The following is a 22055-nucleotide window of genomic DNA, read 5'->3' on the forward strand; positions in this document are numbered from 1 at the left end:
TCCCACATTCGACTGCATTCCAAAGATGGAACTCGATCGAATGTGGGAGCGGGCTTGCTCGCGAAGGCGTCAGTACAGACACCACAGATTTCAGGAATACTCGGTTTCGATCTCATCGAGTTGATGGTCAAAGCTCTTCAGCCGTGCCGTCCACGTATACACCAGCACCTCAAACTCACGGTGAATCACCGCATTGCCCGGCGTATCCGACTTGGGATCATAAAAATCCAGCTGGTAACGCTCCCGCGCCATCGCAGTGGCCACGTCGGATAATTCCCGGGCGTTATTCAGCCAATGCCGTCCGTCGGCGACTTGCCGATCAAGCATCACACATTGTTTTTTCAGGGCTTCGAGGCTTTTTTCCAGCGGTGTGCCGGTCAGTTCGCCCATGACTTCCTGGAAGGTGCGCCCCGGCTGCCAGTAGCTGCCCCAGAAGTAGCGGTCGAACACCGTCTCGACCCGGCGCAGGGCAACCTTGGTGTCCCAGATCGCCACGCGGGTCTTGCCTTGTTCGAGCAGTCTTCGCTTGATTCGCTGGCCCTGGTAGGAGGCCCAGGCCACCACGCCGATGGACAGCACCGCGATCAGCGCGCTGGCGCTGTCGAGGAACACCATGGCCTTGTCGATTTGATGGGCCAGCATGATGCCGTAGAAGTAAGTCGCCGATAGCAACACCAGTGCGAAGAACACGCACCAGAAAGCGGGAGCATAAGGGTTTTTCATTATTGGAATCCCCATGAGCAAACGCGAGCAGTGACCAGCGGACCATCACGTAAGTCCGCCTGTCAAAGCATAGCAATCAGCTCAGGGTTTGCTGGCTTGTGTGGCTTGCGTTCGTCCACTTTCCCAGCCGCCGCCCAGGGCCAGGAACAAATCGATCTGGCTCATGGCAACCTGGGTGTTCGCCGCCGCCAATTGCGCCCGCACGTCGGTGTAGGTGCGAGTGGCTTGCAGGTCAGCCAGGAACGACGCGCGGCCGGCCTGGAAGAACCGGTGCGTCTGCTCCGCCGCCTCTTTGGCCGACGCGCCGGCATCCGCCAGGGCATCGCGGCGTTGCAGTTGCGCGGTGTATTGCGCGAGGCCGGTCTGGGTTTCACGGATAGCGTTGAGCACCACCCCGTCGAAGTGCGCCAGGGCGCCCTGGGTCGCGGCTTCGGCTTCGTGGATGCGGGCGCGGGCGCCGTTGGTCGGCAGCGTCCAGCTGATCAGCGGGCCAAAGCCCCAACGGTTGGTGGCCGGGGTGCCGAGGTCATCCAGGATGCCGACGGTACCCACGGTGGCGCCGATGCTGATGTCCGGGTACAGCGCGCCGGTGGCCACACCGATGCGCGCGGTGGCCGCCGCCAGTTGGCGTTCGGCCTGGCGCACGTCAGGGCGGCGCTTGAGCAGCGTGGCGCCATCGCCCACCGGCAACAACTGCGCGATGTGCGGCAGCTCGGCGCATTGGGCAGTGCCGGCCGGCAGTTGATCCAGCGGCCTGGCCAGCAACATCGACAGGCGGAACAGCCCGGCCTGGCGCAGTGCTTCATAGCGCGGCATTTCGGCGCGCAAGGATTTGTATTGGGTTTGCGAACGGGTGACCTGGGTTTCATCACCGCGCCCGGCATCCCGCAGGCGCTGGGTCAGGTGCGTGCTCTGGGCTTGCAGGTCGAGGGACTCGTTGGCGATCGCCAGCTCTTCGTTGGCCGCACACACTTGGGTGTAGGAGCGCACCACGTCCGCCACCAGCGTGATACGGGCGATATCGGACGCCGCCTGGGCCGCATCGGCAGTGGCCTGGGAGCTTTCAATGCCGCGCTGCAAGGTGCCGAACAAATCGAATTGATAGGAGGTGCTGATACTGGCGCTGCCGATATTCGCCACCGGGACTTTTTCCGTCAGCAAATAGGCCTCACCCGATTCTTGCAGGCGCTGGGCTTCGGCCTTGGCGCCGGCACTCCAGCCGCCGGCCGATTCGGCTTGCTGCACCTGATAGCGCGAGCGCTGCAAGTTGGCCGCAGCCACCCGCAGGTCGGTGTTGGAGGCCATGGCCTGCTCCACCAGCTTATCCAGGCGCGGGTCCTGGTAGAGCTTCCACCAGTCCGCCGGCACCGGCGCCGACACCACATTGCTGCCCTCCCCGGCCAACTGGCCCTGAAGGTCACCGCGGTTCACGGCCGCCTTGTCCGGCAGCTTGTAATCGGGCCCCACCACTTGGCAGGCCGACAGCAACAACCCCAGCCCGGCGGTTGCTAAAAGCCGTTTCATGGCTTGTTCTCCGACTTGGGTTGGTCGTCGATGATCGACACGGTGGCGGTGCGCCCGGCAATCATGCGGAAGTCCGCCGGCACATCGTCAAACGCAATGCGCACCGGAATCCGCTGGGCCAGGCGCACCCAGCTGAACGCCGGGTTGACGTTGGGCAGCAGGTTGGAGCCGCTGGTGCGGTCACGGTCTTCGATACCGGCGACGATGCTCTGCACATGCCCGCGCAGGCGAGCGTTGTCGCCGATCACGCGGATGTCGACGCTCTGGCCGACGTGAATGCCGTCGAGCTTGGTCTCTTCAAAGTAGCCGTCGATGTGGAACGAGTTGCTGTCCACCACCGACAACACCGGACGCCCGGCGGTCACGAACTCCTGGTTACGCGGCGCACGGTCGTTGATGTAGCCGTCCACGGGGCTGCGGATCACCGAGCGGTCCAGGTTGAGTTGCGCGGCATCCACCGCCACTTGCGACTCGGCCAGGGCCGATTGGGCACGGGCGACGCGGGACTGGCTTTCTTCCAGTTGCTCGCTGGCCACCAGGTTGCCGAGGCCACGGTTACGCTTGTTCTCACGCACGGCCTGGGCCAGGGTTTCCTGACGGTCGGCCACGGCGGCCTGGGCCTGGCGCAGGGCCAGCTTGAAGCGATCCTGGTCGACGGAGAACAGCACCTGGCCGCGCACCACCAACTGGTTGTCGCGCACGTCCACTTGCTGGATCAACCCGGACACGTCCGGGGCGATCTGCACGATGTCGGCACGGATGTGGCCGTCACGGGTCCACGGCGCGAACATGTAGTACATCACCATGCGCCACACCACGACGCAGGCGAAGGTCACCACCAGTAACGTCAGGACTACACGGCCAATGGTCAAAAAAGGTTTTTTCATGTCATGAGGTATCGACTGAGTGAATCCACTGCGCCCAGCAACAGAGCGTAGAGACCCACATTGAACAATGCCCGGTGCCAGACCAGGCGATAGAAGTGGACGCGGGTCAACAGCCCGTGCACCACCAGGTACAACACATACGTAATGCCCATCAGCACCAGCAACGTGGGCAGGAACACCCCGCTGATATCCAGATCACCGATCATAAAGGCGCTCCATCGGGTAACGGCGCTTCCATCTCTGTGCCGCCAAGAAATTCCACGCCGGGCAACAGCGCCAGGCGCAAGCCGCTGAGGGCGTGCAACAAATGCAGGCGGGTTTCGTCCTCGCCTTGCAGGCCCTGGCCGTTGAGGGCGCGGCGGGTACGGTCGAGGGTCATCAGCAGACCGCTGGGGGCCGGCAGACGTTCACCGGCCTTGAGGCAGGCCTTGAAGTAACCGCCGACGCCTTCCACCACCTGGTTCAACAACACCCGCGGCACCCCGAGGATGCGCGGCGAGTACGCCAGCAGGTCCAGCAGGTTCAGCGCCACCCGCACTTCCCGCAGGGCGATGCCGGTGTCCTGGCCGGTCATGGCCAGGCGCGGCAGGTGTTGCATCAGGCGGTCGAGCATTTGCACGCCCATCTTGCGGTGTTCGGCCAGGGTCGCAGGCTCGGTCAGGGTGACGATGTCGCGCCAGCTGAAACGGGTCAGGCGCTTGGCCGCAAGCTCGGCGCCGAACGGCCGGGCAATCAGGGTCCAGACAAAGGCGAACAACAGGCCTACCGGGCCCGCCAGGTTGGAGTTGGCGAAGGCCAGGAAGTCCGCGTCGTAGGCACCCTGGATGCTGATGAACGACGAGGTGTTGACCAGCGTCAGCAGCATGCCGAGGTAGAAGCGCGGCTGTACCGTCAGCGTGCCGATGCAGATAAAGGGCACCGAAAACGCCAGCACCAGCATCGGGAAATCATGCAGGTTGGGCAGCACCAGAAACAGGTAGAGGCTGGCGAACAGCACCGACATCGCCGTCCAGAAAAAGAACCGGTAGATCTGCGGCGCCGGGTCGTCCATGGAGGCGAAGAAGCTGCAGGCCACCGCCGCGAGGATCACCGCGCTGCCACCGTCGGTCCAGCCCAGCAGGATCCACAACACCGAGGCGACGATGATCGCGGTGACGGTGGAAAACGCCGAGTAGAACATCAGGCCACGGTCGAGGAATGGCGTCAGCCGGCCCAGGCGCCAGTGGCGGTAAACTGCGCGCCAGCTGTCCTGGCTTTCGCACTGGATGGCGGCTTGCAGGCTGCGGCAGTCTTGCCACAGATCCACCCACTCTCCCAGGCGATACAGGGCGTTGGAGAACAGCAACTGATGGCGGTCATCCAGGGCGTCGGCATCGGGTTGCAGGGCTTCGATCTGGTCGCGCAGGACACGCCAGCGTTCGAGGGGCGCATCCTTTTGCGTGCTGACCAGCCACTCGTTGGCGGCGGTCAGCAGCGGCGTGAAGCGCTCGAGCAACTCCGGGGCGCGGTGTTCCAGGGCGTACACGGCGTCGTCCAGTGCGTCGATCACCGGCAGCAGGTGGATCATCCGCCCGCGCAGCTCCTTTGTATTGCGCACCGTTTGCGGCCGGGAGCCCTCGTGGGGCAGTTGGCCGATCATCAATTCCAGGGTGTTGAAGGTAGCGACCATGCCGCCGCGCAGGGTGCTGATTTCCTCGGGTTGCACATTGCGGCTGAGAAAGCGCTGGCTGTAGACCTGGGCGTCGGCAAACCACTTGCTCACCGAGTCATCGAACACCGGCGCCAGGCGTCGCGGCCAGAACATCGCCCCCACCACCGCCGCCACGGCGATGCCGAGGAAGATCTCTTCGGTCCGCGCTTCGGCCACATCCCACACCGCCAGCGGGTTATCCACCACCGGCAGGGCGATCAGCGGCAAGGTGTAGCCGGCCAGCATCAGCGCATAGCTGTTGGCGGTGCGCAGGTGCAGGGACAGGAACAGCAGAATCCCGGTCCACAGCGCGATCACCACCACCAGCAAGTAAGGCGTCTGCACAAACATCGGCACAAAAAACACCGCTGCGGCCGCCCCCATGAAGGTACCGACCGCCCGGTACAGCGCCTTGGAGCTGGTAGGGCCGACAAACGGGCTGGACACGATATACACCGTGGCCATCGCCCAATACGGACGCGGCATTTGCATCAGCATGGCGATGTACAACGCGATCATTGAAGCGGCGAATGTCCTTACGCCATAGAACCAATCCTTGGCCGGCGGCATGCCGGTAAAAAATCCGTTCAAGAACTCACAACCATGGGATGTTGATTGGCACCTTCGAAGGCCCGCAGTACACGCAAAGCAGCTTCCAGGTCATCGGGGTCGATTGTCGCCAGCACCTCGCGACGCAGGCGCACCAGTTGCTGTTCCACTGCCTGCACCAGCTCGCGGCCACGCGCGGTGAGGCTCAAGGCCTTGGCGCGGCGGTCGTGGATGTCTTCGGTGCGGCACACATAGCCGGAACTGCACAGCTGATCCAACAGGCGCACCAGGGACGGGCTTTCCATCCCGGCGGCCTGGGCCACCTTGACCTGATGCACACCGTCGCCGAGGCGGCCGATCATCAGCAGCGGCACGGCGCAGGCTTCGGAGATGCCATAGCTGACGAGCGTGGTCTGGCAGATTTTGCGCCAGGTCCTGGCACCTACCACCATGCTGCTGCTGATGTTCATCTGGAGTTGTTCGAGGGTCTGGGACACTGGATTATTCGCATACAGTTAGTTTGCTAACTATCAATATGGTCGATGGATCCAATGCAGTCAAGTTTTGATACAAATTTGCGGATGGGTGGATGGCCCGTGGGCTAAGTAAAGCTGGTTTGGGGAAAGGTGGTTTGCTGTCAGCAACCGTCAATCGCCTCACTCAGCTCACATGCGTCGTCAGGTATGCACGTTGTATATACTTCGTACATACCAATCTAGAGCATTCACTTATGTCAAAACTAGCCGTTTTCACCTTGAAGCTTGAGTCGGAACTACGCGACCAATTCATGGCCGAGTGCGAGGCTACCCACCGTCCTGCATCGCAAATCGTGCGAGATATGATGCGTCAGTTTGTCCAGGCCCAGCAGGAATCACGGGAGTACGACGCGTTCTTGCAGCGTAAAGTAGACGCCTCTCGCGCCTCGATACAGGCAGGCAGAGAGATTTCCAATGAGGATTTGGAAGCTGAGTTTTCTGCGAAACGTGCTCACGTAGATAATCAGGAATGAGGGTTGCCTGGACGCCGGAAGCGGCGCAGGACCGTAGGGATATCTGGGACTTTTTATTTGAGAAAAACCCACAAGCCGCAGCCGATATGGATCGACGCTTCAGCAGTGCAGTGCTGGGCTGGCAAAACACCCAGAAATCGGCCCACTCGGCAGGATCACAGGCACACGCGAAGTCATTCCTCATCCAAGCTACCGCCTTGTTTACCAACTTGAGCCCGACGTAGTAAGGGTCGTGGCGCTTGTGCACACCGCTCGCCAATGGCCACCAGAGAAAGCAACCGCCTCTTGACGGCCTAGACTCCTCGCCCCTCTCTCAACCGCAAATTCAACTCATCCACCACCTCCGCCCAATCCGCGTCCTCCAGAATCTCTTCACGCAAAAACGCCCGCTGAGCCGGCGTCCAGAAAAAAGCATCCGCCAGGTGCAGTTCGGGTTTGAGTGGGGAGTGGACCGCGATGAACCGCTCAATGCTGACCGGGTCATCGGGCAAACCGAGCTGTTTGAACAACGATGGCAAGTTGTGGACTGGGGATTCCATGAGGCGTTCCTGGAGAGAAGGTTCACCTGAGTCTAGCCCCCCAGGCGAACATAAACCTCTCAGGTGTTGCGCAGATTAATCACAGCCCTCACGGTGCACGCCCGCTGGCGCGTTACACAGCACGAACAGCCGGGCCCGCGCGCCGCCGCCGTCCTGCTGGCTGAGCTGACGCCATCCGGCCGGCAACGGGGCAAACTCATCCGGCGGCTCCGCGGCGCTGATCAGCCATACACGCTGGATCTCGGCGGGTAACGCCGACAAGCGATCAAGGTAGATGCGCCCGCCATCCTGGTCCACCAGGGTGCCAAAACCATAGGCATTAGGCCGGGTGGACTTGCCGGCGGCGGTCGGCGGTGTGAAAAGCTGCAACTGGGCGTCGGTCTCGTCGTAATAGACGTAGGGCAGGTACCACAGCATGTCGCTGATGACGATGCGGTCATCTTCCTGGTAGTTGCGATTGACGAACTCCACCACCACGTTGAATTGATCATGCTCATCGACGGTGGAGTTGGTTTTCACGCCCACCAGCTCGACCCCGACAAACAACACGAAGACTGCCGCCGCTGCGAGCGGCAGGCGCGGCGACAGACGGTCGACGGCCAACGCCACGATGATCGGCAAACTCATCGCGTAGGCGGTGAGATAACGCTCGATAAACACCGGGGAAATAAACGAAACCCCATAGACCAGCAGCACCGGCAGCATGAAAAAAAGCCCCAGCAGCCAGCCAAAGCGAAAGCGGCTTTGATCGCGCCAGGCAGTCACACCGACCAGCGCCATCAGCAATAACGGAAACACCACAAAGAGCGGTCGCCACAAGTGGTCGCCCGGGTCCTGAATGAGGAACTGCCACACCATCGACGGCACGGAATACAGGTTGACCGGGTCTTCCCAGCCAATATCACCGCCCACCTTGAGTTCTTCGGTGTGCTGCACCAGGCCCAGCAGATTCGGGAGCCAGGGCAAGTACAGCAACACAATGGCAACGTTGGCCACCCACCAGCCCGCACGCGTGAGCAGGCGCAGGCCGCCGGCCCGTGGCTGGCGCAGCAACAGCAGCCATGACCAATGCACCAGCACGCACAACGCGGTGAAATAGTGGGTGTAGAAGGCTGCCGTCATCAACAGCGCATAGGCCACCAGATAGCGCTTGCGCTCAGGCTGGCGGACCCAATACACCAAGGCCAGGGTGGCGGCCAGCAGCCACACGCCCAGCAGCGAATACATCCGCACTTCCTGGCTGTAGCGCACTGCCGTGGGCAGCAACGCCAACAGAATCCCGGCCAGCACCGCCGCGCGACGGGTCGCGATCAGTCGTGTCAGCCAGATTCCCAGGCCGACTGCGACCACACCGGGGATCGCACTCATGCTGCGCAGGGAGAAAATGCTGTCGCCGAACACCTCGATCCAGCCGCGCAGCATGAAGAAATACAGCGGCGGATGAACGTCATGTGCGGCGTGAAACCACAGGTCTTCCAGGGAATACTCGGCGAGCAGCAGGCTTGAACCTTCATCGCCCCAGATGGCGGAGGCGGTCAGGCCATAGAAACGCACGGCCATGGCCAACGCCACCAGCGGTACCCACCACAACCGAGCCAGCCAGCCGGCATTCTCCCAAAGGCCAGGATTGAGCACGGGCAATGCCCCGGCCTTGTTGTCTTGTTCCGCCACAGAGCGTCGCACCTCTACTTCCTCACCCACTAGTGAACCTGCGCTTGCGCGAACACCCGCCACTCTAGGTCAAAAGGCCTTGATTCGCCCGCTGTTTTGCATGGATTTGACCAACCATCCGCCAATCGGACAAATCTGAATTTTGCGCAGGACGTCTCCGACGCTTTCATCGGATCACGCTATGATTGCTGCCTTCCATGGATTCAGGATCAAGGACATTTCATGCGCATCGGTCTTCTGTCACCCCTGGCACTGGCATTGCTCGCCACCCTTCCCCTCCAGGCCCACGCCAGCGGCGATGACTCTTGCTACCCGGATTGGCGGGTGTCGCGCAACAGCCTGGACGTGTGCAGCAACCTGCCCTTCCTGAGCCCCGGCAATGACAGCCGGGTCAACCTGCGGCTGTTGCTGGCGGACAAAAACGTCATGCCGCTGGCGCCGAATGCCTTGGGCGAGCAGGACGTGTCCGAAGGATTTGGCCCGGTGCCCTTTCCGGTGTATCGGCTTATGCCGGCTGCGGATGAGCCCGACAACAAACCCGACGACTCGCGCACCGCCGAACTGGTTGCACTGCTCAGCCCGCTGGGCATCACCCGCGACGACGCCAAGACCGCCGGTGAAGCCTTCCTTTCCGGCGAAGGCAGCCGCTGCCGCAGCAACGCCGATGACAGTGCCGCCGCGTTTATCAGCCAGGTGGTGAAGGCCGATGTACCGCAGGCCGAGCGCCAGTTACTGGCCAAGCTGCGGCTGCAGATGCTCGGCAGTTGTTCCTCGGACGGCGTAGCGGCAGGCGAGGCCGACCAAATCAAATCGGCAGACGGCCAGGCATTGCTCACCTATCTGAAAGCCGCCGGGGACTTTTACAGCGGACGCTTCAGCGATGCGCAAAAAGGTTTTGCCGGGCTGACGAGCAGCTCGCTGCCCTGGCTGAAGGAAACAGCGCTGTACATGACCGCCCGCACCGCGCTGAACGACGCCCAGCAAAATGCCTTCGATGAATACGGCACACCGTCGCTTGAGCATGTGGATAAGTCTGCCCTGCAACGGGCCGAAAGCGCTTTCAACGACTACCTGAAAACTTATCCACAGGGCGAATACGCCGCCTCCGCCCGTGGCCTGTTGCGCCGGGTGCACTGGCTGGCGCCCAACCCCGACAAACTGGCGGACGACTTTGCCTGGCAACTGACCCAGGCCACCGATGCCCAGCGCAACGTGTCGCTGGATGAACTGGTGCAGGAAGCCGACACCAAGCTGCTGACCAGCACCACGGCACCTGTGGGCAACCCGCTGATCCTGGCCCTCAACGACCTGATGTGGATGCGTGCCGGCGAGCCGCCGAAGCTCACGCGTGAAGCGCTCGATGCACAAAAAGCGGTGTTCGCGCAGGAGCCCGCGCTGTATGCCTACGTGCAGGCGGCGTTTGCCCTGAACGTCGAGCATCAGCCCGACCGTACCTTGAAGCTGCTGCCGCAAGACGTGCCGTCGAATCTCGACTACTTCGCTTTCAGCCAACAGACCCTGCGCGGCCTCGCGCTGGAAGCCAAGGAAGACTGGAAAGCCGCCGAAGCGCTGTGGCTGCAACTGCTGCCGCTGACCAGGCAACCGTTGCAACGAGACCAGCTGGAGCTGGCCTTGGCGATGAACTACGAACGCAGCGGGCAACTGGCCAAGGTGTTCTCCGCCGACTCGCCGATCAGTGCCAAGCAGGTGCGCTATATCCTGCTGCGCAACGTCGCCGGTCCCGACCTGCTGCGCCAACAGCTTGCCCATGCCGAAGACCCGGTAGAGCGCCAGACCGCACAATTCACGCTGCTCTATAAAGACCTGCTGCGCGGCCAGTTCGAGACCTTTGCCGAGGACCTCAAGCAACTGCCCGCCTCGGTTCCCGATGACAAGCTCGGCACCAGCCTGGGCTACGTCTACAGCGGCGGCCAGTCGTTGAGACTGTTCCAGTGGAACGGTGACAAGGCCGAGTCCGGCTACACCTGCCCGAGCATCGCGCAAATCGCCAGCACCTTGCAGGCCGATCCGAAAAACCCGCAGGGCCTGAACTGCCTGGGGGAATTCGTCCTGCGTAACGGCCTGGACGGCATGCCCCTGGAACAAGCGCGCTCCGCCGGCAGCCTGGGCAGTACCGCCTCGCCCTTCAAGGGCGAAACCTTCTCGCGGCTCGAAGGCTACAAGCGGGTGATCGGCAATCCCAAGGCACCGCGAAACGACAAGGCCTACGCGCTGTTTCGTGCCATCAACTGCTACGGACCTTCGGGCTACAACAGTTGCGGTGGCGAAGACGTCGACAAGAACGTGCGCAAAGGCTGGTTCCGCCAGTTGAAAACCGGGTTCGCCGACACCCAGTGGGGCAAGTCGCTGCAGTACTACTGGTAAGCCGTGAAGCGTTTCTGGCTGGCCCTGCTCCTGCTGGCAAGCCCGGCCTTCGGCGCGGTGGACGCCCGCGACCATGACGCGTTCTGGCTGTGGAGCGGCGTCGCGCCGCAGCCGGTGCTCAAGCAGGCGAAAACCCTGTACATCCTCCAGGGCCAGATCAACTCGACCCGCCGCGCGCCCCGGCGTGGTGTGCAATTCATCGCCCAGGGCATGAGTGTGCCGCGCATCACCCAGGGTGAAATCTGGGTGGTGTACCGCGCCCACACCCTGCACTGGCCCGAGTCGGTGTACAGCCAGATGCTCGGCCAGGTGCAACGCTGGCGGGATGCGGGCAACCCGGTGGTGGGCATCCAGATCGACTTCGATGCGCGCACGCAATACCTCGACGAATACGCGGATTTCCTGCGCGACCTGCGCCAACGCTTGCCCAAGGATCTACGCCTGAGCATCACCGGGCTGATGGACTGGAGCAGCAACGCCGACCCGGCCGCCATCGCACAACTCAAGGGCGTGATTGATGAAGTGGTGGTGCAGACCTACCAGGGCCGCCACAGCATTCCGGACTACGCGGCGTATCTGCCACGCATGAACCGGTTGGGGGTGCCGTTCAAGATTGGGTTGATTCAGGGTGGAGAGTGGGAGGAGCCGGGGTATTTGAAGGGGAGTGAGTGGTTTCGCGGGTATGTGGTGTTTTTGCAGAATCCTTGAATGCCCACAGTCCCTGGACTGTGGGCACTGGTATTAACGCCCTGCCGTCTGTTCCGGATACACCGACTCCCAGCCCCCACCCAATGCCTTGTACAACCCGACCATGGCGAGGGACACGCCGGTGGAGCTTTCCACCCACTGCTCCTGGGTCGCCAGCAACGCACTTTGCACGGTCAGTACGTTAACGAAATCCACCACGCCTTCGACGTATTGATGCTGCGCCGTGGCAAGGGCGATCTGGTTCTGCCGCACGGCTTCGGCGAGGCTGTCGCGCCGCAGTTGGCTGGCGTTGTAGCGGGTCAGTTGATCGTCGATTTCATGCCAGGCCCGCAGTACGGTCTGCTGGTAGGCCAGGGCCGCTTCCTGTTGCTGGGCTTCGCGCAGATCGAGCATGCCTTGCAACCGGCCACCGTTGAAAATCGGCAAGCTCAGTTGCGGGCCGAAGGCAAATGCACGCGAACTCCACGAGCCGAAATCCGCCAGCTGCAACGCCTGGGAGCCCACGCTGCCAGACAGGGTGATGCGCGGGTAGAAGTCGCCCTTGGCCACACCAATGGAGGCGGTGGCCGCATGCAAGCGAGCTTCGGCCTGGCGGATATCCGGGCGGCGCTCGGCCAGTTGCGACGGCAGGCCGATGGCGACCTGGCGTTGGGTTTGCGGCACCGCAGCGTCCTTGGACAGCTCGGCGTACAAGGCTTGTGGCGGTTCACCCATCAGCAGGCTCAGGGCGTTGATCAACTGGTCCTGGCGTTGCTGCAAATCCGGCAGGCGCGCCTCGATGGCGGCCACTTGAGCAGCGGCTTCGGCTACGTCCAGGTCAGTGGCGACACCGTCGGCCAGGCGCAGTTGCGAGAGCTTCAGGCTGTGGCGCGCCACCTCGAGGTTTTGCTCGGTGACGGCGCGGGTGTTTTGCACGCCGCGCAGCTGGATGTAGTCCTGGGCGGTTTCCGCCAGCACCGACAACAGCACCGCGCGGCGGTCGTTTTCGGCGACTTGCAGGGTGGCGTCGGCGGCTTCGGTTTCGCGTTTTACCCGGCCCCAGAAGTCCAGTTCCCAGGCGGCGGAGAAACCCATGTCCCACTGGTTGAACGCCGAGCGGCCGTTCTTGCCCGAGGCATCGCTCAAGCCATCGGCGCTGTTGCGCTGACGCAGGTAATCGCCGGTGGCGTTGACGGTCGGGTAGCGCTCGGCGGTGATCACCTGGCGCGCCGCGCGGCTTTGTTGCAGGCGGCTGCTGGCGAGTTTCAGGTCGAGGTTATCGGTCAGCGCGCGACGGGTAAGCGCGGTGAGCTGCGCGTCGTGGAACACTTCCCACCAGCGCTCTTCCAGCGGGTCGCTGACCGCTTGGCTGGCGGCTTGTCGGCCATGGGGCTCGGTCCATTGGCCGACGGGATTCTGCGGGCGCTGGAAGTCCGGGCCGACGGTGCAGGCACTCAGGGTGAGCAGGCTCAAGGTTAACCAGGCAAGGCGTCTCATTGCTGCGCCACCTCACGTTGCTGGGCGGCGGCGTGGGTGTCGACGCTGGCTTCCACCGACATGCCGACCCGCAGGCGCTCGGTCAACGCCTGGCCGGGCTCCAGGATGATTTTTACCGGAATACGCTGCACCACCTTGGTGAAGTTGCCGGTGGCGTTGTCGGGTTTGACCGAGGCAAATGTCACGCCGGTAGCTGGCGCCAGGCTTTCGAGGTGGCCCTTGAGCACTTCGCCGTCGAGGCTGTCGACCTTCACGTCCACCGTTTGGCCAGCGTGCATGTGGGACAACTGGGTCTCCTGGAAGTTGGCCACCACGTAGGCCTCGGCCAGCGGTACCACGGCGAGGATCTTGCTGCCCGGCGTCACATAGGCGCCGACCCGCACCGCGCGCTCGCCGACCATGCCGTCCACCGGCGCGACGATGCGGGTGTACGACAGCTGATAGCTGGCCATTTCCAGTGCGGCCTGGGCACGTTTCAGGCCGCCCTCTGCCGCATCACGCTGGGCGCTGAGGATTTCCACCTGCTTGCGTTCAGCGGCCAGCACCGCCGTGGCATTCGCCAGGCGTGCGGTGGCCTGGTCAATACGCGTCTTGGCTTGCTGGGCGTTCTGTACGGTGCCGGCGCCTACACCCGCGAGGTGGTTGTAGCGGTTCAGTTCGTGTTCGGCAAACGCCACTTCGGCGCGATCTGCCGCCACAGTCGCCTGGGCCTGGGCAATCACCGAGCTTTGGCGCTCCAGGGTTGCCGTGGCATTTTTCAGCTGCGCCTGGGCCACCAGCGTATCGGCATCGGCCGCCTGGGCAGCGGCGCGGAAGTCACGGTCATCGATCAGCGCCAGCAACTGCCCGGCCTTGACCCGCTGGTTGTCTTCCACCAGTACTTCCTTGATGAAGCCGGCCACACGCGGCGCCACCAGGGTGTAGTCAGCAGCGACGAAGGCGTCGTTGGTGCTCTGGCGTTTGCTGCCGAACACACCCGGCGCCAGCAAGTAAACCAGCACACCGACGGCAAACACGGTGATGACGGTTACAGCGATTTTGTCTTTGCGTTTCATAACAATCCCTTTGGCTCAGTGAGCAATCAAGTCGGCGCGCGGGGCGGATAAATCCGCGTCGGCATCCAGAAAATCAGCAGGATCAACGCCGCCGCGACACCGGCCATGACGTAGTAGAGATCCGAAGAGGTGAGCACCACGGCCTGCTCGTGCACCCGATGGGCAAGGCCGGCGGCATCGCTGTCGGCCAGGGGCGAGTTGCCCAGGCTGTCCACCAGCATGGTCGAGTGGAAATGCAGGCGGTGTGTGGTCAGGGCATCGAGAACGCCGGTGGCGACCACGGCGGCCAGGCCTTTGACGGTGTTGAACCACGCCGAGGCGAAAGGCCCGTCCTGGGGCGTGATGCTGCCGGTGGAGAGCATCAGCAGCGGCAACACCGCCATCGGTTGCCCGAAGATTTGCAGCAGTTGCAGCACGTAGAAATCATCGCGAATCCATGCCGACGTGAGTTGCGCCCCGCCCACGCAGGACAGGATCAACATGCTCAAGCCAATGCCCAATACCCAGCGGCAATCGACCCAGCGCAAGTTGCACAACGCCGCCACCAACGGCAGTGCGATCAACTGCGGCAGCGCCATGATCAGCATCACCGGTGCAGTTTGCAGCGGGCGGTAGCCTTGGACCTGGGCCAGGTAGCTGGACGGAATGATCGTCACCGCCAGCAGCACGATCAGCACCCCGGCGAGCACAATCAGCGCGAACGACAGATTGCGTAGCCCAAGCATCTGCAACTTGAAAAACGGCATCGGGTGCGACCACTCGTTGATCATGAACAGCACCAGCAACACCAGGCCGCCGATCAACAATGAGGTAATCAGCGGCGACTCGAACCAGTCCAGCCGATTGCCCTGCAACAGGCCGATCACCAGCATGCAGATCGCCGGGAAGCCCAACAGCAAGCCGCGCCAGTTGAACTGCTTGAAGCGCTCCAGGCGCAGCGGGTCCTGGGGCAAGCCGTAGGCCACGGCCGCCATGGCCAGCAGGCACGGCCCGACAATCTGCCAGAACGCCCATTGCCAGCCGACGTATTCGGTCCACATGGCCGCCAGCGGTGTGCCGAGGCTGGGGCCAAAAGTGGCCGTGAGAGCATAGCCGGCGAGGCCGTACAGCTTGACGTTGGCCGGCAGGAACCGCAGGGCCACGGTCATCAGCATCGGCGGCAAGGCGCCACCGGCCAGGCCTTGCACGGTGCGCAGGATCAGCAGGCTTTCGTAGTTCGGTGCGAACGGGCACAGCACGCCAAGTATGGTGAACAGGCCGATGGCGCAGAGGGTGAAACGGCGCAGAGAGAACGTCACCGAACACCAGGGTGCGAAGGCCATCGCCGAGACAGAGGTGGCGGTGTAGGCAGCCACCAGCCAGGTGCCTTCGTCGAAGCCGATGTACATCGCACCACGAATATCGGCGAGAGCGACTTTGGTCACCATCTCGTTGAGGCCGGACACCAGTACCGCAAGCAATACGCCCACCAGGCCGATGATGATGCGCGGGCCGAAAACGGGCGGGGTAATGGCGGTCGGTTTGGCTGCGGCCAGGGGTGCGGGAGCAGCGAGGGACGTCATGAACTACAACTCGGAATAGGAAATACCCGAGCAGTTTAATAAGGCTTAGACATGACAAAAAGTGACTTATCGGAAGCTTATAAGTGCACCAGACGCAATGATCAAAATGTAGGCGATCTCTATGGGAGCCGGGCTTGCCCGCGATGGCATCACCTCGCTATGCCTGAAAAACCGGGTCGCCCGCAGCACAGGCAAGCCAGCTCCCACATTGACCGGGCTCACTTGCGACTCACGTGGGCTGCGCTTCCTTCCACGTCGCCTCGCAGCATTCACGCATGGTCTCGCGCAGCCATCTATGGGCCGGGTCCTTGTCGAAACGCGGGTGCCAGGCTTGGGTCAGCACCAGGGTCGGCAGGGAAATTGGCAGGGTGAAGGCTCGCAACGGCAGCTTCAGGCGATTGGCGCTGTAGAGCGCTTCCTTGGGCACCGGCAGGATCAGGTCGGAGTCCGGCAGCATGAACATCGCGCCGTGAAACCCCGGGGCGATCATCGCGACTCGGCGTTCCAGGCCCTGGGCGTTCAGGGCGGTGTCGATGGGCCCCCGGGCAATGCCGCGGCGGGAGATGCTGATATGCGAATAGCTGGCAAACCGTTCGGCGGTGATTTCTCCATCGAACAACGGGTGCCCTTCCCGTGCCAGGCCGACGAAGGTGGTGGTGAACAGGTTCTGCACCTTCACTTCCGGAGTGATCGGCATGGTGTTGCCCACCCGCAGGTCGAGACGGCCTTCACGCAGGGCCTCGTCATCGGTGTCGCCTTCCGGCACGAAGCGCAGTTCGCACAGCGGCGCCATGCGTTCCATGGTGTCGAACAGCCGACCGCCATACACACCGACAAAAAAGTCATTGGCCCGCACGCTGAAGCGTCGGCGCAGGGTGCGCAGGTCCACTTCGTCCGCCGAGCGGAACAGCAGCGCCGCCTGCTCCACCACGCTGCGCACCTGGCCTTGTAGCTCCAGGGCCTTGGGCGTCGGTACCAGGCCGCGACCGGCGCGCACCAGGATCGGATCGCCCACTGCCTCGCGGATGCGCGTGAGGGTGCGACTCATGGCGGCCGGGCTCAGGTTCATCCGCCGCGCGGCGCCTACCACACTGCCCTCGTCGAGCAAGGCGTCGAGGGCGACCAGCAGGTTCATGTCCGGTAATTGCATGCCAAGCACTCGTGATGGGTTGGGAGTGAACTTGGCGCAATCGTAGCAGACTGTGGTGAGGGAGCTTGCTCCCTCGCCACAGGGTTGGCGTTTCAGTCCGGGTTGGAGTTTCAGTCAGCGTTGCATGCCCCAGCGCTTCACGGTGACCCGCTCCAGGGTGTCGAACACCAGGTTCTCCACCAGCAGCCCGATCAGGATCACCACCGCCAGGCCGGCAAACACTTTGTCGGTGTACAGCTCGTTGCGGTTCTGGAAGATGTACCAACCCAAACCGCCTTTGCCGCTGGTAGCACCGAACACCAACTCGGCGGCGATCAGCGTGCGCCAGGCGAACGCCCAACCGATTTTCAACCCGGCGAGAATCGACGGCAGCGCAGCCGGGATCAGGATGAACAACACGAAGCGCATACCCTTGAGGCCATAATTTCGACCGGCCATGCGCAGGGTTTCGGAGACGCCGAGGAACCCTGAATAGGTGTTGAGCGCCAGCGCCCACAACACTGAATGCACCAGCACGAAGATCAGGCTGTTCTGCCCCAGGCCAAACCACAACAGCGCCAGCGGCAGCAGGGCAATCGCCGGCAACGGGTTGAACATCGAGGTCAGGGTGCTCAGCAGGTCACGCCCCAGTTGGGTCGACACCGCAAGCGTGGTCAGGGCAAACGCCAGCACAATGCCGATCAGGTAACCCTTGATCAGCACCACCAGCGAGATGCTGACCTTGCTCAACAACTCGCCACTGGCCATGCCGTCGTAGAACGCGCTCAGTGTCTGCAGGAAGCTCGGCAGCAGCAGGTCATTGTTCTGATAACGGGCAGCCGCTTCCCAGAGGATCGCAAGCACGATCAGGATCAGGCTTTTACGCAGCCAGCCTTGTTGCCACAGGCGCTGGCGCCACGGCAACTCGCGCTCTACGCGTACACCGGGCAACGGTTCGAGAGTGATTTCATATTCCTGGCGCATGGTGCAAGCCCTTCAATAAGCGATGCGGATATCGGCGAAACCCAGTTCGGTTTCCACCTCGGGCGCTTCATCAAACAGCAGCCGATGAATGCGCCGCGCCGAAGCCTGGAACTCCACACCGCCGAGGCTGTGCAGGTCGTATTGATGGCTGTGGATTTCCGCCCGCACCCGCCCCGGGTGCGGCGACAGCAACAGGATGCGGTTGCCCACCACCAGCGCTTCCTCGATGGAGTGGGTGACGAACAGCAGGGTGAAACGCACCTCTTCCCAGAGCAGCAATAGTTCTTCCTGCATCTTGCGCCGGGTCAGGGCGTCGAGGGCGGCGAAGGGTTCATCCATCAGCAGGATTTTCGGCTGCATGGCCAACGCCCGGGCGATTGCCACGCGGGCCTTCATGCCGCCGGACAGGGTGTGCGGGTAGGCATCGGCAAAGGCCGTAAGGCCGACTTTTTCCAGGTAGTACAGCGCCCGCTCTTCGGCCTCGCGACGCTTGAGGGTTTTGGACGCCAGCAGCGGGAACATGACGTTCTGCTTGACGGTTTTCCACGGTGGCAGTTGGTCGAACTCCTGGAACACCACGATACGGTCCGGCCCTGGCTGCTCGACTTTTTGCCCGAGCAGACGGATCTCGCCCTCACACGGCTTGATAAAGCCGGCGATGGATTTCAACAGTGTGGATTTGCCACAGCCCGAAGGCCCCAGCAATACAAAGCGGTCTGCCGGATCGATCGCGAAGCTGACCTGGTGAGTGGCCCGCACCACCCGTTCGGGCGTGCGGTATTCAAGGCTGACTTTATCCACCGAAAGCAGTGCTTCGGTGGTGGTCGGGTTGCTGGCCGTGTGGCCTTGCAAGGGCGCGTTCATGTCAGCTCCCTTGCAGCGGCTTGGCGTCCTGGAAGAAGTAATCCTTCCACGATTCGGGTTTGTTTTTGATCGCGCCGACGCGGTAGAGGAATTCCGCCAGCGGGTAGGTGTTTTTCGGTGTGACGCTGAATTCGAACTGCGGGTTTTCGATGATTTTCAGCAGCTCGGCGCGGTCGATCTTGGCCTTGGTCACGCGGATGTAGGTATCGGCGGCGGCGCCTTTGTCGTTCTGGGCGAACTGCGCCGCTTCGGTCAGTGCCTCGACGAACGCCTTGTAGGTTTTCGGGTTGTCGTTGCGGAATTTCTCGGTGGCGAACAGCACGGTCGGCGAGTTAGGCCCGAGGATGTCATAGGAGTTGAGCACCACATGCACGTTCGGGTTGGTCAGGGCCTGCTCCTGGAACGGCGGGTTGGAGAAGTGCCCGGTCAGCTCGGTGCCACCGGCAATCAGCGCAGCCGTGGCATCCGGGTGCGGGACGGCGACGGTGTACTTGTCGAGTCGATTGAACTCCTTGTCACCCCATTGCTTGGCGGCAGCGTATTGCAGGAAACGCGACTGCACGGAAACGCCCACTGCCGGTACGGCAATGCGGTCTTTTTCGGTGAAGTCGGCAATGGTCTTGACCTTGGGATTGTTGCTCACCAGGTAGTAGGGGAAGTTGCCCAGGGAGGCAACGGCTTTCACGTTCTGCTTGCCGTGGGTGCGGTCCCAGATAGTCAGCAGCGGGCCAACGCCGGCCCCGGCGATGTCGATGGAACCGGAGAGCAGCGCATCATTGACGGCTGCGCCGCCGGACAATTGTGTCCAGTCGACCTTGATGTCGATGCCTTCCTGCTTGCCGTATTTTTCGATCAGGTTCTGGTCGCGCACCACGTTGAGCAACAGGTAGACGATGCCAAACTGCTCGGCGATGCGAATTTCGCCTTCGGCCTGGGCGGCGGCAGGCGCCACAAGACTGCCGGCCAGCAGGCTGACGCCCAGGCCAACCGTCGCGGCCAGGCGCGCAAATGGGGTTTTCTTGGACATGGTCATGCTCCGGGTCAGAAAGGCGCGTCGCCCTGGATGGTGGTGCGGTACAGCTTGCGCCGCAGGTGGCTGGGGCAGCCGGCCGCCAGGTGGATCAGCGAGCGGTTGTCCCAGAACACCATGTCGTGGGGCTGCCACTGATGGCGGTAGATGTTTTCCGGCAGCACGCTGTGGGCGTACAGCTGGGCCAGCAGGTCGCGGCTTTCATCCTCAGGCAGGCCGACGATACGGGTGGTGAAGCCCTCGCTGACGAACAGCGCCTTGCGGCCGTTTTCCGGGTGGGTGCGCACAATCGGGTGTACCACTTCCGCCACTTGAGCGAGTTGCTCGGGCGTGAGGGTCGGGCGCCAATTGCCTTCGAATTTGGTTTCGCTGTAGCGTGCGGTGTAGGAATGCGCGGCGCTGCGGCCTTCGACCGCCTTGCGCAAGGGCTCGGGCAGGTTGTCCCAGGCTTTATGCATGTCGGCGAACAATGTGTCGCCACCCTCGGACGGCAGCTCCTGGGCATGGAGCATCGAGCCCAGGCTCGGCAGCTCCTTATAGGAGAGGTCCGAGTGCCAGAACTTGCCCGCGTCTCCCAGGCCGATGGATTGGCCGTTTTCGATGATGTTGGAGACGATCAGGATTTCCGGGTGGTTGGCCAGCAGGAATTGTTTGAGCACATGGATTTGCAGCACGCCGAAACGGCGGCTGAAGGCGATCTGTTGCTCGGGGGTGATACGTTGGTCGCGGAAGACCACGACGTGATGGTCCAGATGCGCGCGGTGAATGCGTGCGAAGTCCTGGTCGCTGACCGGGCGGGCCAGGTCCAGGCCTATGATTTCGGCGCCGACGCTGCCGGGAAATGGACGGATCTCGAAGGTTTGTGTGGTGTCGGTCGCTGTTGGAACAGTAGAGGTGGCAGACATGAGTTCACTCCCGTGCAGTCAGGAGAGTGACTTTATAGTCATAAGAACCGCATTTTAAATACCGTTAGTGAATATCGATATGCAGCAATACCGCTGTTGGCCCGACTCCCGGGAATAAAATGTGCACGACGGACCTTTAGCCTGTAAGACCTGACAAATGGGAGCTGTGGGCCCGAAGAACACGCTGTTGAGTCGCTTACAAGCCGAAACCTTGCCCGTTTGACAAGCTTGTGGACAATCTCTAGTGTGCATTGGATCCAATTAGCCACCTCACCTTGAAAAGGAGGATAGCGTAGTCGTGACGCAGAAGCCGAACCCTTTGAGCAGCATCCAGATCAGCGGGCCTATCCCCGCCCATCTCGCCCGCTCCGTGATTGAAGAAACATTGCGCAACGCCATCCTGGATGGCCGCTTGCCCTGTGGCACCGCCATGCGTCAACAGGAGCTGGCCAGCTTGTTCGGTGTCAGCCGGATGCCGGTGCGCGAGGCATTGCGTCAACTGGAAGCCCAATCGCTGCTGCATGTGGTCACCCACAAAGGCGCGATGGTGGCGCCACTGATCGAGGACCACTCGGCGGAAACCTACGCCCTGCGCATACTCCTCGAATCCGAAGCGCTGCGCTTGTCGATTCCCCTGCTCACGCCCGATGACATCGCCCAGGCTGGCGCCTTTATCGACGCGCTGGAACGGGAAAGCGACTACACCGAAATCGGCCGCCTCAACCGCCTGTTCCACATGGCGCTATATGGCAAGGCGGGCAATCAGCGGTTGCTCAAGCTGGTTGAACACGGCTTGAACGAAGAGGAACGTTTCCTGCGCTTCAACCTCGAGGCCATGGGCCTGGGCAAGACGTCCCAGGAAGATCACCGCGAACTGCTCGACCTCGTGGCGCAAAAGAAGGTCGACGAAAGCATCCTGACCCTGCGTAACCACCTTACCCGCGGCATGGAGGTGATTACGGGTTACCTCAAAAGTCTTGAAGAGACTGAACAGAACGCTGCGCTGTAAATTCCGCGTGGAACTGAAACGCCTCCCTCGACCACAAAGCGCTGCAAAGTGACGCTGGCCGACGGAGGCCAGTGCACCACCATTACTCCCGTTAAACCATTAAGCCCAAAGAAAACTTCACACACTCCGCAGAGCGATCCAACTACCGCAATATTCCAACTCGAAAAACTTATAAAACTAAAAACACCTGAATACTTAATCAGATTATTACCAACACTCCAATTCTCCCAATCGACAGCGTGAATCCATGCTCGGTGCGTCACTGCGCGTGGCGTTCCTTTAAATAAAGCCTTGGTATTTTGTCACAGCATGCTGCTTGCCAGTAACAGTGTCAGCCTCGTACAGGGCTGCCTGTT

21 protein-coding genes are annotated in these 22055 nt (G+C 62.2%); 5 read left to right on the forward strand and 16 right to left on the reverse strand.

Features of this window, described 5'->3' with window-relative positions; translation table 11 throughout:
* Nucleotides 1–90 precede the first annotated feature (90 nt).
* The 6 genes from ACIOMR_RS18020 to ACIOMR_RS18045 all read right to left on the reverse strand — a co-directional run bounded on the left by ACIOMR_RS18020 (nt 91) and on the right by ACIOMR_RS18045 (nt 5843).
* Nucleotides 91–723 carry a hypothetical protein gene (locus ACIOMR_RS18020; protein ID WP_003218188.1) on the reverse strand — a complete coding sequence of 211 codons (633 nt, stop codon included), beginning with the start codon at nt 721–723 and terminating at the stop codon, nt 91–93.
* 81 nt (nt 724–804) lie between these two features.
* Nucleotides 805–2247: an efflux transporter outer membrane subunit gene (locus ACIOMR_RS18025; RefSeq protein ID WP_008433656.1), complete on the reverse strand. Its 1443-nt coding sequence runs from the start codon at nt 2245–2247 to the stop codon at nt 805–807.
* On the reverse strand, nt 2244–3134 hold the full coding sequence (locus tag ACIOMR_RS18030) for an efflux RND transporter periplasmic adaptor subunit (protein ID WP_003218191.1): 891 nt from the start codon (nt 3132–3134) through the stop codon (nt 2244–2246). The genes ACIOMR_RS18025 and ACIOMR_RS18030 overlap by 4 nt, the downstream gene beginning before the upstream one ends.
* Nucleotides 3131–3340: a DUF1656 domain-containing protein gene (locus ACIOMR_RS18035; RefSeq protein WP_003218193.1), complete on the reverse strand. Its 210-nt coding sequence runs from the start codon at nt 3338–3340 to the stop codon at nt 3131–3133. The genes ACIOMR_RS18030 and ACIOMR_RS18035 overlap by 4 nt, the downstream gene beginning before the upstream one ends.
* On the reverse strand, nt 3337–5415 hold the full coding sequence (locus tag ACIOMR_RS18040; RefSeq protein ID WP_177081705.1) for an FUSC family protein: 2079 nt from the start codon (nt 5413–5415) through the stop codon (nt 3337–3339). The genes ACIOMR_RS18035 and ACIOMR_RS18040 overlap by 4 nt, the downstream gene beginning before the upstream one ends.
* A complete protein-coding gene (locus ACIOMR_RS18045) occupies nt 5412–5843 on the reverse strand; it encodes a MarR family winged helix-turn-helix transcriptional regulator (RefSeq protein ID WP_008433651.1) in 432 nt (143 codons plus the stop codon). Before ACIOMR_RS18045 ends, ACIOMR_RS18040 begins: the two co-directional genes overlap by 4 nt.
* 260 nt (nt 5844–6103) lie before the next feature.
* Between ACIOMR_RS18045 and ACIOMR_RS18050 the strand changes: the two genes are divergently transcribed.
* Both ACIOMR_RS18050 and ACIOMR_RS18055 read left to right on the forward strand, forming a co-directional pair.
* Nucleotides 6104–6382: a hypothetical protein gene (locus tag ACIOMR_RS18050; protein ID WP_003218199.1), complete on the forward strand. Its 279-nt coding sequence runs from the start codon at nt 6104–6106 to the stop codon at nt 6380–6382.
* A gap of 118 nt (nt 6383–6500) precedes the next feature.
* Entirely contained in the window at nt 6501–6671 is a 171-nt protein-coding gene (locus tag ACIOMR_RS18055; protein ID WP_401195609.1) for a type II toxin-antitoxin system RelE/ParE family toxin, read from the forward strand.
* A gap of 4 nt (nt 6672–6675) precedes the next feature.
* Here the strand turns inward: ACIOMR_RS18055 and ACIOMR_RS18060 are convergent, their stop codons facing one another.
* Nucleotides 6676–6921: a DUF2789 domain-containing protein gene (locus tag ACIOMR_RS18060; protein ID WP_177009324.1), complete on the reverse strand. Its 246-nt coding sequence runs from the start codon at nt 6919–6921 to the stop codon at nt 6676–6678.
* 75 nt (nt 6922–6996) lie between these two features.
* Entirely contained in the window at nt 6997–8604 is a 1608-nt protein-coding gene (locus ACIOMR_RS18065) for a glycosyltransferase family 39 protein (protein WP_401195576.1), read from the reverse strand.
* 210 nt (nt 8605–8814) lie between these two features.
* Between ACIOMR_RS18065 and ACIOMR_RS18070 the strand changes: the two genes are divergently transcribed.
* Nucleotides 8815–10977, forward strand: a complete 2163-nt coding sequence (locus ACIOMR_RS18070) for an outer membrane assembly lipoprotein YfiO (RefSeq protein ID WP_401195579.1) — start codon at nt 8815–8817, stop codon at nt 10975–10977.
* A gap of 3 nt (nt 10978–10980) precedes the next feature.
* The gene (locus ACIOMR_RS18075; RefSeq protein ID WP_134325515.1) at nt 10981–11685 is read left to right on the forward strand and encodes a DUF3142 domain-containing protein; all 705 of its coding nucleotides are present in this window, start codon (nt 10981–10983) and stop codon (nt 11683–11685) included.
* 33 nt (nt 11686–11718) lie between these two features.
* Here ACIOMR_RS18075 and ACIOMR_RS18080 read toward each other — a convergent pair whose 3' ends face one another.
* The 8 genes from ACIOMR_RS18080 to ACIOMR_RS18115 all read right to left on the reverse strand — a co-directional run bounded on the left by ACIOMR_RS18080 (nt 11719) and on the right by ACIOMR_RS18115 (nt 20690).
* The gene (locus ACIOMR_RS18080) at nt 11719–13161 is read right to left on the reverse strand and encodes an efflux transporter outer membrane subunit (RefSeq protein ID WP_401195582.1); all 1443 of its coding nucleotides are present in this window, start codon (nt 13159–13161) and stop codon (nt 11719–11721) included.
* The gene (locus tag ACIOMR_RS18085; RefSeq protein WP_003218219.1) at nt 13158–14216 is read right to left on the reverse strand and encodes an HlyD family secretion protein; all 1059 of its coding nucleotides are present in this window, start codon (nt 14214–14216) and stop codon (nt 13158–13160) included. The genes ACIOMR_RS18080 and ACIOMR_RS18085 overlap by 4 nt, the downstream gene beginning before the upstream one ends.
* 26 nt (nt 14217–14242) lie before the next feature.
* Nucleotides 14243–15778 carry an MFS transporter gene (locus ACIOMR_RS18090; protein WP_401195585.1) on the reverse strand — a complete coding sequence of 512 codons (1536 nt, stop codon included), beginning with the start codon at nt 15776–15778 and terminating at the stop codon, nt 14243–14245.
* A gap of 229 nt (nt 15779–16007) precedes the next feature.
* Nucleotides 16008–16928: a LysR family transcriptional regulator gene (locus ACIOMR_RS18095; RefSeq protein WP_003218223.1), complete on the reverse strand. Its 921-nt coding sequence runs from the start codon at nt 16926–16928 to the stop codon at nt 16008–16010.
* 114 nt (nt 16929–17042) lie between these two features.
* Entirely contained in the window at nt 17043–17891 is an 849-nt protein-coding gene (locus ACIOMR_RS18100) for an ABC transporter permease (RefSeq protein ID WP_003218225.1), read from the reverse strand.
* Nucleotides 17892–17903: 12 nt separating this feature from the next.
* Complete coding sequence (locus ACIOMR_RS18105; RefSeq protein ID WP_008433632.1) at nt 17904–18755, reverse strand: ABC transporter ATP-binding protein; 852 nt, start codon at nt 18753–18755, stop codon at nt 17904–17906.
* 1 nt (nt 18756) lies between these two features.
* Nucleotides 18757–19782, reverse strand: a complete 1026-nt coding sequence (locus tag ACIOMR_RS18110) for an ABC transporter substrate-binding protein (RefSeq protein WP_003218229.1) — start codon at nt 19780–19782, stop codon at nt 18757–18759.
* Between the two features lie 14 nt (nt 19783–19796).
* On the reverse strand, nt 19797–20690 hold the full coding sequence (locus ACIOMR_RS18115; RefSeq protein ID WP_134325513.1) for a TauD/TfdA family dioxygenase: 894 nt from the start codon (nt 20688–20690) through the stop codon (nt 19797–19799).
* A 298-nt stretch (nt 20691–20988) separates the two neighbouring features.
* On the opposite strand from ACIOMR_RS18115, the gene ACIOMR_RS18120 reads away from it, so the two are divergent.
* A complete protein-coding gene (locus ACIOMR_RS18120; RefSeq protein WP_401195591.1) occupies nt 20989–21699 on the forward strand; it encodes a GntR family transcriptional regulator in 711 nt (236 codons plus the stop codon).
* Nucleotides 21700–22055 lie beyond the last annotated feature (356 nt).

The organism is Pseudomonas sp. NPDC087814 (genome assembly GCF_044742865.1).
Lineage (GTDB): Bacteria > Pseudomonadota > Gammaproteobacteria > Pseudomonadales > Pseudomonadaceae > Aquipseudomonas.

What these genes read in the sequence shown, in the direction of transcription:
- ACIOMR_RS18020 (WP_003218188.1), bottom strand. Translation starts at nt 723, where the DNA reads ATGAAAAACCCTTATGCTCCCGCTTTCTGGTGCGTGTTCTTCGCACTG.
- ACIOMR_RS18025 (WP_008433656.1), bottom strand. Translation starts at nt 2,247, where the DNA reads ATGAAACGGCTTTTAGCAACCGCCGGGCTGGGGTTGTTGCTGTCGGCC.
- ACIOMR_RS18030 (WP_003218191.1), bottom strand. Translation starts at nt 3,134, where the DNA reads ATGAAAAAACCTTTTTTGACCATTGGCCGTGTAGTCCTGACGTTACTG.
- ACIOMR_RS18035 (WP_003218193.1), bottom strand. Translation starts at nt 3,340, where the DNA reads ATGATCGGTGATCTGGATATCAGCGGGGTGTTCCTGCCCACGTTGCTG.
- ACIOMR_RS18045 (WP_008433651.1), bottom strand. Translation starts at nt 5,843, where the DNA reads ATGAACATCAGCAGCAGCATGGTGGTAGGTGCCAGGACCTGGCGCAAA.
- ACIOMR_RS18050 (WP_003218199.1), top strand. Translation starts at nt 6,104, where the DNA reads ATGTCAAAACTAGCCGTTTTCACCTTGAAGCTTGAGTCGGAACTACGC.
- ACIOMR_RS18060 (WP_177009324.1), bottom strand. Translation starts at nt 6,921, where the DNA reads ATGGAATCCCCAGTCCACAACTTGCCATCGTTGTTCAAACAGCTCGGT.
- ACIOMR_RS18070 (WP_401195579.1), top strand. Translation starts at nt 8,815, where the DNA reads ATGCGCATCGGTCTTCTGTCACCCCTGGCACTGGCATTGCTCGCCACC.
- ACIOMR_RS18080 (WP_401195582.1), bottom strand. Translation starts at nt 13,161, where the DNA reads ATGAGACGCCTTGCCTGGTTAACCTTGAGCCTGCTCACCCTGAGTGCC.
- ACIOMR_RS18085 (WP_003218219.1), bottom strand. Translation starts at nt 14,216, where the DNA reads ATGAAACGCAAAGACAAAATCGCTGTAACCGTCATCACCGTGTTTGCC.
- ACIOMR_RS18090 (WP_401195585.1), bottom strand. Translation starts at nt 15,778, where the DNA reads ATGACGTCCCTCGCTGCTCCCGCACCCCTGGCCGCAGCCAAACCGACC.
- ACIOMR_RS18095 (WP_003218223.1), bottom strand. Translation starts at nt 16,928, where the DNA reads ATGCAATTACCGGACATGAACCTGCTGGTCGCCCTCGACGCCTTGCTC.
- ACIOMR_RS18100 (WP_003218225.1), bottom strand. Translation starts at nt 17,891, where the DNA reads ATGCGCCAGGAATATGAAATCACTCTCGAACCGTTGCCCGGTGTACGC.
- ACIOMR_RS18105 (WP_008433632.1), bottom strand. Translation starts at nt 18,755, where the DNA reads ATGAACGCGCCCTTGCAAGGCCACACGGCCAGCAACCCGACCACCACC.
- ACIOMR_RS18110 (WP_003218229.1), bottom strand. Translation starts at nt 19,782, where the DNA reads ATGTCCAAGAAAACCCCATTTGCGCGCCTGGCCGCGACGGTTGGCCTG.
- ACIOMR_RS18115 (WP_134325513.1), bottom strand. Translation starts at nt 20,690, where the DNA reads ATGTCTGCCACCTCTACTGTTCCAACAGCGACCGACACCACACAAACC.